A 14,851-nucleotide genomic window follows, 5' to 3' on the forward strand; every position below is an offset into this window, starting at 1 on the left:
CGCAGTGGACGGCACTGGCGAGCCGTCAGCCGACGGTGAGCCGGTCGACGACCTCCCGGACACCTCTCACCGATCCGGCCGCCCCGCACGCGGCGCGCCTTTCGGCGAGCGACGCGACCTTGCCCGTCAACGTGACGACGCCGTCGGCCGCGTCGATCGCAATTCCCGCGGATTCGCGCCGCGCGCGACGCGCAAGCGCTTCGGCGATCCGCGTGCCGACGTCCGGCACCGTGTGGTCCGTGCGCACCCGGATCCGGTTCGCGACGCCGACGACGCCGATCATCCGGCTGACCATCTTTTCCGCCGCCCGGCTCTGGTATGCATGATCGACTTCACCGTCGAGCGTCACGCAACCGTGATCGACCTCGACGCGAATCTTGTGATCGCGCAGCGCCTCCTGCCAGCCGAGCGCGAACGTGATCGCGATCGCCAGTTCCTGGTCCGCGCACGCGTTCTCCTGCGGTGCAACGTTCAGTTCGAGCACGAGCGCGCGTGCATCCTCGACATGCAGCGCCGTTTTCTGCGCCTCCAGTTTCTGGGCCCAGCTGTCGACCGTGCCGCGCAACGTCACGATCCGATCGCGTACGTCGACGTCGATCCGCCGTGCATCGACCGCCGGATTCCAGAACAGCGCCTGCTCGACATCCTGCTTGAGTGCTGCATCGGACTTCATTGCCGTCTCCTGTCGGCCCGTGCCGGTCGCGACATTCGCGATCGGCGATGGGGCCGCACCGGATTCAGCATCGCGCAAGGCGGCGCCGGCGGTTTGACGAGGATCAATCAACGCCGTGCTTGCGGCAGCCGCACTCGCGCACACTCGATCCCGATTTTTCCGTTGACGCAGATCAACTGCGCGACGGGGTGCGACGCGATCATGTCCCCGGCCGCCGCGACATTCGTGGCGGCCCGCACGCTTCGTATCGTTGCGACAGCCGCTCCCCGGGAGACCGTCATGAACCGCAGGCAATACCGCATCTCGCTGGCGACGCTCAGCGTATTCATCGCGCTCGCATCGCTGGCCGGCATCATTCACGGCATGCTGTTCGACGAGCGGGTTTTCAGATACTCGATCGTCACGCTGATCCTGAGCATCCTCTCGTTCGCCGTCCTGCTGAACCTCGCCCCTGGCGACCGGCCGTGACGCGTGCGACCGCGTCGGGCCCGGCGCAACCCGCCGGCCCGGGGCCATGTTCCGGCGCGCCTGTCAACCGAAGCACCGCTCGAAACGCATTCCCGCCGAAGTGATGCAGATCAAGGGTAGGAGCGTCAATCGTCGGATATAAGTGAACCCGAAGCGGCGACGCCACGAGGCGGCGCCACCCCGCGTTTCCGTATTCGCCGAGGCTTTCCATGCGCGCCACCGCGCTTCCCGTCGTGTTCCGCATTGCAGCTTCCCGGTACGGGCGTTTCGTTGCGCTCGCAACGGGTATCGGCCTGCTCTCCGGATGCCTGTCGCTCGCCCCGCCGGACCAACGTCCCGCCGCGCCGATCCCCGCCGCCTTTCCGGATCCGTCGGCCGGCGCCACGCCCGCGGCCGCGCCGGTGCCCGCATGGCAGGACTACTTCGTCGATGCGCGCCTGCGGGCGCTGATCGCGCAGGCGCTGGCCAACAATCGCGACCTGCGCGCGGCCGTCGCGCGCGTCGAACAGGCCCGTGCCGTCTACGGCATCCGCAGCGCGGATCAGTGGCCGACGATCGGCGCCGGCGCGGCCTATGCGCGGTTTCGCGCACCCGGCGGGCTCCTCACGCCCACCCCGTTCATCGGCCAGGCCTACGAGGTGCGGCTGGCCGAGACGCAATGGGAGCTCGATTTCTGGGGCCGCGTGCGCAACCTGAAGGACGCGGCGCTGCAGCGCTATCTCGCGAGCGATGCGGCCCGGCGTGCCGCGACGCTGAGCGTGATCACGTCGGTCGCCAACGCGTACCTGACGCTGTGCGAGTACGACGAGCGTATCGCGCTGACCCGCGCGACGATCGACACGCGCCGCGAGTCGCTGCGGATTTTCCGGCTTCGCCATGCGGCCGGCGCGATCTCGCGCCTCGACCTGACGCAGGCCGAGATCCTGCTGCAGCAAGCGGAATCCCTCGGCGCCCAGTTGCAACAGGCGCGCGCATCGGCGGCCGATGCACTGGCCCTGCTGGTCGGTGCGCCGCCGGATCTGGCCGGCACGCCGCTCGCGCTCGACGACGCCGCCGTCGCGCCGTCGCTCGCCCCCGGCCTGCCCTCGTCGCTGCTCGCGCAGCGGCCGGACGTGATCGCGGCCGAACACGAACTGCAGGCGTCCCGCGCCAACATCGGCGCGGCGCGCGCCGCGTTCTTTCCGCGCATCGCGCTGACGAGCTCGATCGGCTCGGGCAGCAGCGCGCTGCATGAGTTGCTGACGTCCGGCACCGGCGTCTGGTCGGTGATCCCGAACGTGACGCTGCCGCTGATCGACGGCGGCCGCAACCGCTCGAATCTCGCGCTCGCGCACGCGCAGCACGACGAAGCGCTCGCGCGGTACGAGCGGACGATCCAGAGCGCGTTTCGCGACGTGTCCGATGCGCTTGCATCCCGCTACTGGCTGGCCGACGAGGTGCGTATCGAGCGCGCCACGCTGGATTCGCAGGCCGAACGGGCCCGCCTCGCGAAGCTGCGCTACGACAGCGGCGCGACCCGCTTCCTCGAGGTGCTCGACGCGCAGCGGGACCTGATGAACGCGGAGCAGCAATGGGTGATGACGCGTCGCGCGCTGTTGTCGAGCCGCGTCGCGCTGTACGGCGCGCTCGGCGGCGCCACGCAAGACGGCGACGCGGCCGCCGCGCGACCGACCAACGAATCGACGAATCCGGATTCCACACGATGAAAACCCTCAAGCGCCCTCTTCTGATCGGGGCAGGCGTCGCCGTGCTCGCGATCGGCATCACGTATTTCGGATGGACGCGCTGGCGTGACGGGCAGGCCGATGCCGGCCTCGTGAGCGGCAACGGCCGCATCGAGGCGACCGAGATCGACGTCGCGACCAAGCTGCCGGGGCGCGTCACCGCGATGCTCGTCGACGAAGGCGACTTCGTGAAGGCCGGGCAGCCGCTCGCGCGCATGGACGTGGTCGTCCTGCAGGCACAGCTCGACGAGGCGCGCGCCCGGGAGGCGCAGGCCGTGAACACGGCGGCGAGCATCGACGCGCAGGTCGCGCAGCGGCGCAGCGACAAGGCGGCGGCCGAGGCCGTCGTCGTCCAGCGGGAAAGCGAACTGGATGCGGCGACGCGGCGGCTCGCGCGCTCCGAAACGCTGTCGCGCGACGGTGCGTCGTCGATGCAGGAACTCGACGACGATCGCGCGCGCGCCGGCAGCCTGCGGGCGACCGTGAATGCGGCGCGCGCGCAGGTGCAGGCAGCCCAGGCCGCGATCGATGCGACCCGCGCCCAGCTGGTCGCCGCGCACTCGGCGGTGACGGCCGCACAGGCGACCGTCGCGCGCGTGCAGGCCGACATCTCGGACAGCGACCTGACCTCACCGCGCGACGGGCGCGTGCAGTATCGCGTGGCCGAATCGGGCGAGGTGCTGCCGGCCGGCGGCAAGGTGCTCAACGTGGTCGACCTGTCGGACGTCTACATGACGTTCTTCCTGCCCGAGACGGTCGTCGGCCGGGTGCCGCTCGGCGCCGACGTGCGGATCGTGCTCGACGCCGCGCCGGAATACGTGATTCCGGCCCGCGTGTCGTACGTGTCGAGCACCGCGCAGTTCACGCCGAAGACGGTCGAGACGGCCACCGAGCGGCAGAAGCTGATGTTCCGGGTGAAGGCGCGCATCGACCGCGACCTGCTGCAGCGCCACCTGAAGCTCGTCAAGACCGGGCTGCCGGGTGTTGCGTGGCTGAAGGTCGATCCGAACGCCGCGTGGCCCGCGCGCCTCGCGATCAAGGTGCCGCAATGAAATCGGCGCTCCCGGCCGATACCGGTGCCGGCGCGACCGAAACGCCGCCGGCACCCGCGCCGGTCGCGCGGCTGTCCGGCGTCTCGCTGCGCTACGGCGACAAGGCCGCGCTCGACGACGTGACGCTCGACATCCCGGCCGGCCGCATGGTCGGGCTGATCGGCCCGGACGGGGTCGGCAAGTCGAGCCTGCTCGCGCTCGTGTCCGGCGCACGCGCGATCCAGCAGGGGCGCGTCTGGGCCCTCGGCGGCGACCTGGCGTCGCGCCGTCATCGCGCGCGCGTGTGCCGGCGCATCGCCTACATGCCGCAGGGCCTGGGCCGGAACCTCTACGCGACGCTGTCCGTCGAGGAAAACCTGCAGTTCTTCGCGCGGCTGTTCGGCCACGATGCGGCGGAGCGGCGCCGCCGGATCGACGCGCTCACGCGCAGCACCGGCCTTCACCCGTTCCTGGATCGCCCCGCCGGCAAGCTGTCCGGCGGCATGAAGCAGAAGCTCGGCCTGTGCTGCGCGCTGATCCACGATCCTGACCTGCTGATCCTCGACGAACCGACGACCGGCGTCGATCCGCTGTCGCGCGCCCAGTTCTGGGAACTGATCGCGCGCATCCGGGCCGCCCGCCCGGCGATGAGCGTGCTGGTGGCGACCGCGTACATGGACGAAGCCCGGCGCTTCGACCGGCTGATCGCGATGGACGCCGGGCGGGTGCTGGCGACCGGCAGCCCGGACGAGCTGCTGGCCCGCACCGGGTGCGACACGCTCGAAGGCGCATTCGTCGCGTTGCTCCCGGACGCGCAGCGGCGCGGGCACGAGCCGATCCGGATCGCGCCGTTTCAGCCCGAACCCGCCGCCGGCTACGCGATCGAGGCCGACGGGCTGACGATGCGGTTCGGCGATTTCGTCGCGGTCGATCACGTGAGCCTGCAAATCCGCCGCGGCGAGATCTTCGGCTTCCTCGGCTCCAACGGCTGCGGCAAGTCGACGACGATGAAGATGCTCACGGGCCTGTTGCCGGCCTCCGAAGGCACGGCAACGCTGTTCGGCCAGCCGGTCGCGGCCGACGACATCGACACGCGCCGGCGGGTCGGCTACATGTCGCAGGGGTTTTCGCTGTATGGCGAGCTGACCGTCCGGCAGAACCTCGTGCTGCATGCGCGCCTGTTCGGCGTGCCGGAGGCGGACGTACCGGGGCGGGTCGACGAAATGGCCGGGCGCTTCGGGCTCACCGGCGTACTCGACGCGTTACCCGAAAGCCTGCCGCTCGGCATGCGGCAGCGGCTGTCGCTCGCGGTCGCGATGGTGCACAAGCCCGAACTGCTGATCCTCGACGAGCCGACGTCGGGTGTCGATCCCGTCGCGCGCGACGACTTCTGGCGGCTGATGATCGAGCTCGCCCGGCAGGATCGCGTGACGATCTTCATCTCGACGCACTTCATGAACGAAGCCGAGCGCTGCGATCGCATCTCGCTGATGCACGCGGGCCGGGTGCTCGCCAGCGCGTCGCCGGGGGAACTCGTGCGCATGCGCGGCGCCGGCACGCTCGAGGAGGCGTTCATCGCGTACCTGACCGATGCGCAGCGTGCGGACAGCGTCCCGATGGACGCCGCGTCCGACGCGGGCTGGCTGAACGCGCCGCCCGAGGCCCCCGCCGCCCGCGCGGCCGCGTGGTTCAGCCCGGCGCGTGCCGGCAGCTACCTGTGGCGGGAAGTGCTGGAGCTGCGGCGCGACCCGCTGCGCGCGACGCTGGCCCTGTTCGGGTCGCTCGTCCTGATGTGCGTCATCAGCATCGGCATCAGCCTCGACGTCGACAACCTGACGTTCGCGGTGCTCGACCGCGACCAGTCGATCCTGAGCCAGGACTATGCGCAGAACCTCGGCGGCTCGCGCTACTTCGTGCCGCGCGCGCCGCTCGCGGACGAGCGCGAGATCGACCGCCGCATGCGCAACGGCCAGCTGTCGCTCGCGATCGAGATTCCGCCCGGGTTCGCGCGGGACGTCGCGCACGGCCGCCGGGTCGAAATCGGCGCGTGGATCGACGGCGCGATGCCGATGCGCGCCGAGACGATCCGCGGCTACGTCGCCGGCATGCACGAGAACTGGCTGCGCGACCAGGCGAAGCGCCGGCTCGGCGCGTCGCTCGCACCGGCCGTCGAGATCGCCGTGCGCTATCGCTACAACCCGGACGTCAGGAGCCTGCCGGCGATGATTCCGGCCATCATGCCGATGCTGCTGCTGATGCTGCCCGCGATGCTGACGGCGCTCGCCGTCGTCCGGGAACGGGAGCTCGGGTCGATCGTCAACCTGTACGTCACGCCCGTCACACGCGCGGAATTCCTGCTCGGCAAGCAGGCGCCCTACGTGATGCTCGCCATGCTGAACTTCCTGCTGATGGTCGTGCTGGCCGACGTCGCGTTCGGCGTGCGGATCAAGGGCAGTTTCTTCACGCTCGCGGCCGCGGTGCTGGTCTTCAACGTGGTGGCCACGGGCATCGGCCTGTTCGCGTCGACGTTCACGCGCAGCCAGATCGCCGCGATCTTCATGACGATCGTCGGCACGCTGATTCCCGTCGTGCAGTTCTCGGGGCTGCTCACGCCGCTGTCGTCGCTGGAAGGCGCCGGCAAGTGGATCGGGGCGGTCTACCCGGCCACCTACATGCTCGCGATCAGCCGCGGCGTCTACAACAAGGCGCTCGGCCTGGGCGACCTGTCGTCGCAGTTCTGGCCGCTGCTCGCGGCGGCGCCGGCCATCCTGGCCATGACCGCCGTCCTGCTGCGCAAACAGGAGCGCTGACCATGTCGCGCCTGCTCGTCATCTTCCGGCTCGGGGTCAAGGAGCTCTGGAGCCTCGCCCGCGATCCGATCCTGCTCGTGCTGATCGTCTACACGTTCAGCGCGTCGATCTACGTCGCGGCCACCGCGCGCCCGGAAACGCTGCACAAGGTGCCGATCGCGATCGTCGACGAAGACGCATCGCCGCTGTCGGCGCGCATCGCGTCGGCGTTCTTCCCGCCGCAGTTCGCACCGCCGCCGATCGTCGACGCGGCCGCGGCCGATCACGGCCTCGACAACGGCGACTACACGTTCTCGCTCGACATTCCGCCGGATTTCCAGCGCGACGTGCTCGCCGGCCGTCATGCGACGATCCAGCTCAACGTCGACGCGACCCGCATGACGCAGGCCTTTACCGGCGGCGGCTACGTGCAGCAGATCGTGTCGGGCGAGATCGACGCATTCGTGCGGCGCTATCGCGGCACCTCGTCGCCGCCCGTCGATCTCGCGATGCGGATGCGCTTCAACCCGAATCTCGACGAAGTGTGGTTCGGCGCGCTGATGGAGCTGATCAACAACGTGACGATGCTGTCGATGATCCTCACCGGGGCCGCGCTGATCCGCGAACGCGAGCACGGCACGATCGAGCACCTGCTCGTGATGCCGGTCACCGCCGCGGAAATCATGCTCGCGAAGGTCTGGTCGATGGGGCTCGTCGTCACGGTGGCGGCCGTCGCGTCGCTGACGCTGGTCGTGGGCGGAGCGCTGCACGTGCCGATTCCGGGCTCCATCCCGCTGTTCGTGGCCGGGATGGCGCTGCATCTGTTCGCGACGACGTCGATGGGGATCTTTCTCGCGACGCTCGTGCGCAGCATGCCGCAGTTCGGGATGTTGCTGGTGCTCGTGCTGCTGCCGCTGCAACTGCTGTCAGGCGGACTGACACCGCGCGAGAGCATGCCGCTCGCCGTGCAGGACATCATGCTGGCCGCGCCGACCACGCATTTCGTCGAACTCGCGCAACGCATCCTGTACCGCGGCGCGGGCCTCGATGCGGTCTGGATCCAGTTCGCCGTGCTGTTCGCGATCGGCTGCGCGCTGTTCCTGCTGTCGCTGACCCGCTTTCGCAAGACGATCGCCCAAATGGCGTAACCGGCCCGGCAGGCGGCCGGACGCCCGCGCGGCGGCCCCATTCGTCCGTTGATACAGATCAACCGTGCCGGCACCCTTCACGCGATCATGACGACACGTCCTGTGATAGCCGCGGCGGCCGCGATGGCGGCAGGGCGGCATCGCGCTCACGGCGGCCGGCGGCCGCCTCGCCGGAGAACGTCATGATGCGCCTGCCCAACCGGATCGTTCTTGCCACGCTCGGCGTGTTCACCGCACTCGCGTCGCTGCTGGGCGTCGTACATGCGATGCTGGTCGGCGTGCATGTCCTCCCGTACGCAATCGTCGCGCTGGTGTCGGGCGTCGCTGCTTTCGTCGCACAGTTGAATTCGGCCGTCGGCGAGGATTCGTGATGCGCCCGCATCCCTTGCATTCACCATCGTGAACGGCATCCTCCGCCTCGCGTTCAAGCTGCTCGTGAACGACAGCGCGAAGTTCACCGCGCTGACCGTCGGCATTACGTTCTCCGTGCTGCTGATGATCGAGATGACATCGCTGTTCGCCGGGATCCTGAACAAGTCGTCGGCGTCCGTCATCAACATCGGCGCGAAAGTGTGGGTGATGGACCCGGCCGTGAAGACGATCGCGAACAGCATCGGCATGCCCGACTACGTGCTCGACGTGGTGCGCAGCATCGACGGCGTCAAGTATGCGGTGCCGCTCTACTCCGGCGCCGCGCTCGTGAAGCTGCGCTCCGGCACCTACCAGGCCGTGACGGTCGTCGGCCTCGACGACGCGAGCCTGCTCGGCCGTCCGACGATGCTGCAGGGCCACATCGAGGACATCTACGCGGAGAACGGCTTCATCGCGATCCAGGACCCCGAGTTTCCGAAACTCGAGAATCCGTCGATCGGCACCGATTTCGAACTGAACGACCATCGCGGCGTGATCGTCGGCATCGCGAAGGTGGCGGCCAGCGGGCTGTTCGGCACGCCGACGCTCTACACCACGTACGCTCGCGCGATCCGGTACATTCCGTCGCCGCGCTTCACGACGTCGTACATTCTCGTCGAGCCGAAATCGGCCGCGGACATCGCGCACATCAAGGCCGTCGTGCAATCGCTCGGCTATCGCGCGTACACGCGCGACGAATTCATCGCGCAGATCGCACGCTTCTACAAGTACGAGACCGGGCTGGGCACCAACATCATGCTGATGACGATCATCAGCTTCATCATCGGCCTGTCGATCTCGGGCCAGACGTTCTATGCGTTCATCCTCGAGAACCTCGACAAGTTCGGCGCGCTGAAGGCGATCGGCGCGAAAAGCCGCGAACTCGTCGTGATGATCCTGTTCCAGGCGACGTTCACCGCGCTGACCGGCTACGGCATCGGCGTCGGCCTGTGCGTGCTGATGATCAGCCTCGCGAAGCTGCAGATTCCGGATTACGCGGCGCTCGTCACGTTCGGCAACCTGGCGCTCGCGTTCGGGATGGTGGTCGTGATCGCGACGATCTCGAGCTATCTCGGCGTGCGGCGCGTGCGGCGCATCGAGCCGTTCGACATCTTCCGGGGCTGACCATGGCGAACGTCGCGATCGACGCACAAGGCGTCAGCAAGTGGTTCGGCGAAGGCGACGCGCGCACGCAGGCGTTGCGCGACGTGTCGATGCAGGCGAACTTCGGCGAGATGCTGCTGATCGTCGGACCGTCCGGCAGCGGCAAGACGACGCTGCTCAGCGTGATCTCGGGCATCCTGCGGCCGGAATCCGGCTCGGTGTCGATCGACGGCGTCGACCTGTGGACGCAGCCGAACGACGCGATCGCCGATTTCCGGCTGAACCGGATCGGCTTCGTATTCCAGGACTACCACCTGTTCCCGCGGCTCACGACCGTGGAGAACGTCGCGATTCCGCTGATCCTGAAACGCCGGCCGTGGGACGAGGCGATGCACGAAGCGCTCGGCTACCTCGACGTCGTCGGGCTCGGCAATCGCGCGCAACTGCCTCCTGTCAAACTGTCCGGCGGCGAGCAGCAACGCGTCGCGATCGCGCGCGCGATCGTCAGCCAGCCCGACCTGCTGATCCTCGACGAGCCGACCGCGTCGCTCGACGGCGACACGGGCCGCATGATCATCGACTTCGTCAAGCACCAGGTGCTGAACGACACGCGCTGCATCGTGATCGTCACGCACGACGCACGGATCTTCGAATACGCGGATCGCATCCTGCGGATGGAGGACGGCAAGCTGAACGGGATCGACCGCGGAGGTGCGCGATGAAGCACCGGCTCGTGTTCGTGGCCGCCCTGCTCGGCTTCCTGGCAAGCGTCGTTGCCGCGTGGGTGTACAGCCGTCAGGAACCGCCGCAGCCACCGGTATTCAAGCCGGCCGCCAATCCGTACGCGCGCGGCGTCTATGCGAACGGCATCGTCGAAAGCGAACAGCCGGCCGGCGCGAACGTGAACGTCTACCCGGACGTGTCGGGCGCGGTGACACGCATCCTCGTGCACGACGGCGATCCGGTGAAGGCCGGTGATGTGCTGCTGACGATCGACGACTCGGTGCAGCGCGCCACCGCCGCGCAGCTCGCGGCACAGGCCGACGCGGCCGCCGCCCTGCTCGACGAACTGAAAGCGCAGCCGCGCCGCGAGGTGCTCGACGTGGCCACCGCGCAGACCACGGCCGCGCAGGCCAGCCTGAAGCTCGCGCAGGATCAGTACGACAAGCAGCGGCGCGCGTACGACATCGACCCGAAGGCCGTCAGCCGCGATGCGCTCGACACGGCCGCGAACGCGGTACGCGTCGCTGCGGCCAACCTGGACGTCGTGACGCGGCAGTATCGCCTGACGAAAGCCGGCGCGTGGAGTTACGACGTGCGCAACCAGGAAGCGCAGGCCGTCGCGCTGCGGCGCGCGGCCGACGCGGCCGCCGCGCTGCTTGCCCGCTACACGCTGCGCGCGCCGGCGGACGGCACCGTGCTCGCGATGAACGCGGCCGTCGGCTCGTACCTGACCTCGCAGGGGCTCTACGATACCTACACGCGGGGCAACGGGCCCGTCGCGGTGCTCGGCACGCCGGTCGACCGCCTGCAGGTGCGCTGCTACATCGACGAAATCCTGATCCACCAGTTGCCCGACCTGCACGCGCTGAAGGCCCACATGTTCGTGCGCGGTACGTCGGGCGAGGCCGACCTCCAGTTCGTCCGCGTGCAGCCGTACGTCACGCCGAAGATCGAATTGTCCGACCAGCGCACCGAGCGCGTCGACGTGCGGGTGCTGCCGGTCATTTTCCGTATCGTCCCGAACAAGGCTGTCCGGTTGTTTCCCGGGCAGATCGTCGATGTATACGTGGCCGGCAAATGATCGCCCCGTCCGCGGCCTGCTGCGCGCGGCGGCCCTGCTCGCGGCCGTCGCGTCGCTGGCCGGATGCATGGTCGGGCCCGACTTCACCCGTCCGCCCGTTCCGCATGTATCGCGTTTTGTCGCCGCGGACGCCGCGACCGGCGCATGGACAGCCGGGGGGCAGACACAGGCGCTGTCGGCGAGCGAGCCGCTCACACGCGACTGGTGGACGCGCTTCGGCAGCCGTGCGATCGACTCGACCGTCGGCGAGGCGCTGACCGGCAGCCCGACGCTCGATCTCGCCGAGGCGACGCTGCGGCGCAGCGAACATGCGCTGCGAGCCGGCGAAGGCGTGTTCTTTCCGCAGGCGGATGCTCAGGCCGGCGCGTCGCGCCAGCGCTATGCGCCGCTGCGCACCGGGCAGGTAGTGCCGGCCTCGATCTTCAACCTGTACACGCTGTCGGCGACGGTCAGCTACACGCTCGACCTGTGGGGCGGCGAGCGGCGGCAGGTCGAGGCGCTCACGGCCGGCGTCGACGCACAGCGCCAGGCCCTGGCGGGCGCATACCTGATGCTGACCGCCAACGTCGTCAACACGATGGTCGCGCGCGCCGCCTATCGGGACGAAACCGCGGCCACACGCGAGATGATCGGCCTGCTCGACGAGCAGATCCGCCTGACGCGCGCACAGGTGACGGCCGGCGCGGCGGCCTACGTTGCGGTGCTGACGCTGGAATCGCAACGGGCGTCGCTCGAGGCGACGCTGCCCGCGCTCGACCAGAAACGCGCCCAGGCCGACGACCTGCTCGCGCTGCTCGCCGGCCGCTACCCCGCCGACTGGCAGACACCCGACCTGTCGCTCGAGCGCATCGCGCTGCCGGCCAGCCTGCCGGATACGGCGCCGTCGTCGCTGGTGCGCCGCCGGCCGGACATCCTGCAGGCGGAAGCGCAACTGCACGTGGCCAGTGCACAGGTCGGCGTCGCGACGGCCGCGCTCTACCCGAATGTCACGCTGTCCGCGTCGGGCGGCTTCGACAGCATCGTCGCCGGCCGGCTGTTCGCGCCGGCCGGCCGCGCATGGAGCGTCGGCGCCGGGCTCACCGCACCGCTCTTTCACGGCGGCACGCTGCTGAACCAGCGGCGTGCGGCACAGGATGCGTACGACGAAGCCGACGCGACCTACCGGCAAGTAGTGCTGTCGGCGTTCTCGCAGGTCGCCGACACGCTGCGCGCACTCGCGAACGACGCAACGGCGCTCGATGCGCAGGCCCGCGCGATGGCCGCCGCCCACGATGCGCTGACGCTTACGCAGGCCGGCTACGACGCGGGGATCTCGGGCTACGTGCAGTTGCTGGTCGCCGACGTGCAATACCATCAGGCGCGTCTTGCGTGGCTGCAGGCAGTCGCGCAGCGGCTGCAGGACACGGTCGCGTTCTACGTCGCGCTCGGCGGCGGCTGGGGTGACCCGGGCTGAAACGCGGCAGTGCGGTCGTCCGGAGTCGGCCCGTCTACGTATGCGCCACGATGTCCGGCCGCTGCCAGGGCGGCAACTCGGCCCAGCCGAGCGGGCCGTAGACGGTACCGCCGGCAGCCTCGATCGTCTCGACGAATTCGGCGAGTGTCGCTCCCGCCGGCACGGCCAGCTTCATCGCGTCGACGAATTCCTCGCTGCGCAGCCACGGCACCGCGCCGCCGTTGATCTGCTCGACGCTCCAGTCCTGCCCGTGCCGGCCGGCCTCGGGCGGCAGCAGGCGCGGCGCGTCGAACGCCACGCGCAGCAGCTGAGTGCGCGAATCGCTGTAAGGCGGTTGCGCGACGTCCTGATAGGGCACGTCGGCCCAGCTTTGGCCGCATTGCAGGTCGAGCGGCAGGCACGTAAACCACGCCCAGGGCGCGCGGACGAAGCACAGCCGGTAGCCGGTCCGCGCGCCGTCCAGGTTGGCGATCAGCGTCATGATGGATTCGTCCCTATCGCGTCGAAATCTCGCTGCCTATGGTGTGTACGGCATATACGCGGCTCGCGCGGAGGGCGGAATCACGACATCGCCCTCGCGCATGCGACCACTATCGCGCCACCGTCCGGCCCGCGCGTTGATTGACGTCAAACCGTAGCCGCAACGGCTGAAGGACGAACCTCGTCCGACCCGGGCACGGATACGGCAATCCATGATTTCCATCAATCGCTTCACGCGCATCCGCGCTGTAATCGGTTCACTGCTCCCTCGACTCCCGGTGAGGCATCCATGAAACTGACTTTTCTCGGCGCGACCGAAACCGTGACCGGCTCGAAGTACCTGCTCGAGCACGGCAACCGGCGCGTGCTGGTCGATTGCGGCCTGTTCCAGGGCACGAAGAACCTGCGGCTGCGCAACTGGAGCCCGTTGCCGCTCGCGCCCGACACGCTCGACGCGGTCGTGCTCACGCACGCGCATATCGACCATACCGGCTACCTTCCGGTACTGGTGCGCGAAGGATATCGCGGGCCCGTGTACTGCACGGCCGCGACGGCCGAACTCTGCGACATCATGCTGCGCGACAGCGCGCGGCTGCAGGAAGAGGAAGCCGACTTCGCGAACCGCCACGGCTACTCGAAGCATCACCCCGCACAGCCGCTCTACACGCTGGAAGATGCGCAACGCGCGCTGCAACTGCTGAAGCCCGTCGCGTTCGACGAATGCACCGCACTGGGCGGCGGCCTGGCGTTCCGCCTGCTGCCGGCCGGGCACATCCTCGGCGCGGCGAGCGTCGTGATGCACTGGAATCACAAAGTGCTCGCGTTCTCGGGCGACCTCGGCCGCTATCACGACCCGATCATGCAGCCGCCGCTGGCGCCCGCGCATGCGGACTTCCTGGTCGTCGAATCGACGTACGGCGACCGTCTGCATCCGGAATCGGACCCCGAGAACGAACTGGCCGCGCTGTTCGACAAGACTTTCGCGCGCGGCGGCGTCGTGGTGATGCCCTGCTTCACCGTCGGGCGCGCGCAGGAAATCCTGCACTACATCGCGCGGCTGAAGGCGTCCGGCCGCATGGCGCGTGTCCCGGTATATCTCGACAGCCCGATGGCGACGGACGTGACCGAGATCTATCGTCACCATATTCTCGAGCACCGGCTGACGCCGTCCGAAGCGAATGCGCTCGGTCACGCGGCCACGATGATCCGGTCGGTCGAGCAGTCGAAAGCGATCGCCGACCATCACGGCCCGATGGTCATCATCGCCGGCAGCGGAATGGCGACGGGCGGCCGCGTGCTGCACCACCTCAGCCGCTACGCGCCCGATGCGCGCAACACGATCGCGCTGGTCGGCTACCAGGCGGCCGGCACACGCGGCGCGGCGCTGGCCGCGCACGAGCCGACGCTGAAGATTCACGGCGAATACGTGCGCGTGCGCGCGCAGGTCGAGTCGATCACGACGCTCTCCGCGCATGCCGACTACGAGGAGATTCTCCGCTGGCTCGGCACGATGCAGCGCGCGCCGGTGCGGACCTTCGTCACGCACGGCGAACCCGCGGCGGCCGATGCGATGCGGCGGCGTATCGCGGAGCGACTGCACTGGCCGTGCGAGGTGCCGACTTACGCGCAGTGCGTCGATCTCGACGCGGTCGAATCGGGCGACACGCACGAGCCGGCCGCGCTTTCATCCTGACGGCGACGCCGTCGACGCCCGGGCCGGCGCGGCGGGAACCGGACATCGCGCGCCGGGTCCCGTGCTCGCGCGG

Annotated in this window: 13 protein-coding genes; 11 read left to right on the forward strand and 2 right to left on the reverse strand. The window is 69.2% G+C overall.

Translation table 11 applies throughout. From position 1 onward, the window contains the following. Positions 1–25 precede the first annotated feature (25 nt). A complete protein-coding gene (locus E9536_RS27540; RefSeq protein WP_060082730.1) occupies positions 26–673 on the reverse strand; it encodes a BON domain-containing protein in 648 nt (215 codons plus the stop codon). A 279-nt stretch (positions 674–952) separates the two neighbouring features. On the opposite strand from E9536_RS27540, the gene E9536_RS27545 reads away from it, so the two are divergent. From E9536_RS27545 to E9536_RS27590, 10 genes are all read left to right on the forward strand, one after another. Further along, positions 953–1,141 carry a DUF2964 family protein gene (locus E9536_RS27545; RefSeq protein ID WP_027792317.1) on the forward strand — a complete coding sequence of 63 codons (189 nt, stop codon included), beginning with the start codon at positions 953–955 and terminating at the stop codon, positions 1,139–1,141. 209 nt (positions 1,142–1,350) lie between these two features. Further along, positions 1,351–2,847, forward strand: coding sequence for an efflux transporter outer membrane subunit (locus E9536_RS27550; protein WP_136471339.1), 1,497 nt, complete (start codon positions 1,351–1,353; stop codon positions 2,845–2,847). After that, positions 2,844–3,917, forward strand: coding sequence for an efflux RND transporter periplasmic adaptor subunit (locus tag E9536_RS27555; RefSeq protein WP_027792315.1), 1,074 nt, complete (start codon positions 2,844–2,846; stop codon positions 3,915–3,917). The genes E9536_RS27550 and E9536_RS27555 overlap by 4 nt, the downstream gene beginning before the upstream one ends. Continuing rightward, positions 3,914–6,706, forward strand: coding sequence for a ribosome-associated ATPase/putative transporter RbbA (rbbA, locus tag E9536_RS27560; protein WP_136471341.1), 2,793 nt, complete (start codon positions 3,914–3,916; stop codon positions 6,704–6,706). Before E9536_RS27555 ends, rbbA begins: the two co-directional genes overlap by 4 nt. Positions 6,707–6,708: 2 nt before the next feature. Beyond that, complete coding sequence (locus E9536_RS27565) at positions 6,709–7,833, forward strand: ABC transporter permease (protein ID WP_060082649.1); 1,125 nt, start codon at positions 6,709–6,711, stop codon at positions 7,831–7,833. 182 nt (positions 7,834–8,015) lie between these two features. Further along, the gene (locus tag E9536_RS27570; protein WP_059696780.1) at positions 8,016–8,204 is read left to right on the forward strand and encodes a DUF2964 family protein; all 189 of its coding nucleotides are present in this window, start codon (positions 8,016–8,018) and stop codon (positions 8,202–8,204) included. A 28-nt stretch (positions 8,205–8,232) separates the two neighbouring features. Continuing rightward, complete coding sequence (locus tag E9536_RS27575) at positions 8,233–9,369, forward strand: ABC transporter permease (RefSeq protein ID WP_136471343.1); 1,137 nt, start codon at positions 8,233–8,235, stop codon at positions 9,367–9,369. Next, positions 9,366–10,070: an ABC transporter ATP-binding protein gene (locus E9536_RS27580; RefSeq protein WP_211097502.1), complete on the forward strand. Its 705-nt coding sequence runs from the start codon at positions 9,366–9,368 to the stop codon at positions 10,068–10,070. The genes E9536_RS27575 and E9536_RS27580 overlap by 4 nt, the downstream gene beginning before the upstream one ends. Then, a complete protein-coding gene (locus tag E9536_RS27585; RefSeq protein ID WP_059696786.1) occupies positions 10,067–11,152 on the forward strand; it encodes a biotin/lipoyl-binding protein in 1,086 nt (361 codons plus the stop codon). Before E9536_RS27580 ends, E9536_RS27585 begins: the two co-directional genes overlap by 4 nt. Further along, entirely contained in the window at positions 11,130–12,605 is a 1,476-nt protein-coding gene (locus E9536_RS27590; RefSeq protein WP_136471347.1) for an efflux transporter outer membrane subunit, read from the forward strand. Before E9536_RS27585 ends, E9536_RS27590 begins: the two co-directional genes overlap by 23 nt. Before the next feature lie 34 nt (positions 12,606–12,639). Here E9536_RS27590 and E9536_RS27595 read toward each other — a convergent pair whose 3' ends face one another. Then, the gene (locus E9536_RS27595; protein WP_021163484.1) at positions 12,640–13,086 is read right to left on the reverse strand and encodes a hypothetical protein; all 447 of its coding nucleotides are present in this window, start codon (positions 13,084–13,086) and stop codon (positions 12,640–12,642) included. Between the two features lie 288 nt (positions 13,087–13,374). Here E9536_RS27595 and E9536_RS27600 point away from each other — a divergent pair, with 288 nt between their 5' ends. Further along, positions 13,375–14,778, forward strand: coding sequence for an MBL fold metallo-hydrolase (locus tag E9536_RS27600; protein WP_060082651.1), 1,404 nt, complete (start codon positions 13,375–13,377; stop codon positions 14,776–14,778). Positions 14,779–14,851 lie beyond the last annotated feature (73 nt).

The sequence above is a fragment of the Burkholderia sp. LS-044 genome, from assembly GCF_004803625.1.
Classification (GTDB): domain Bacteria; phylum Pseudomonadota; class Gammaproteobacteria; order Burkholderiales; family Burkholderiaceae; genus Burkholderia; species Burkholderia cepacia.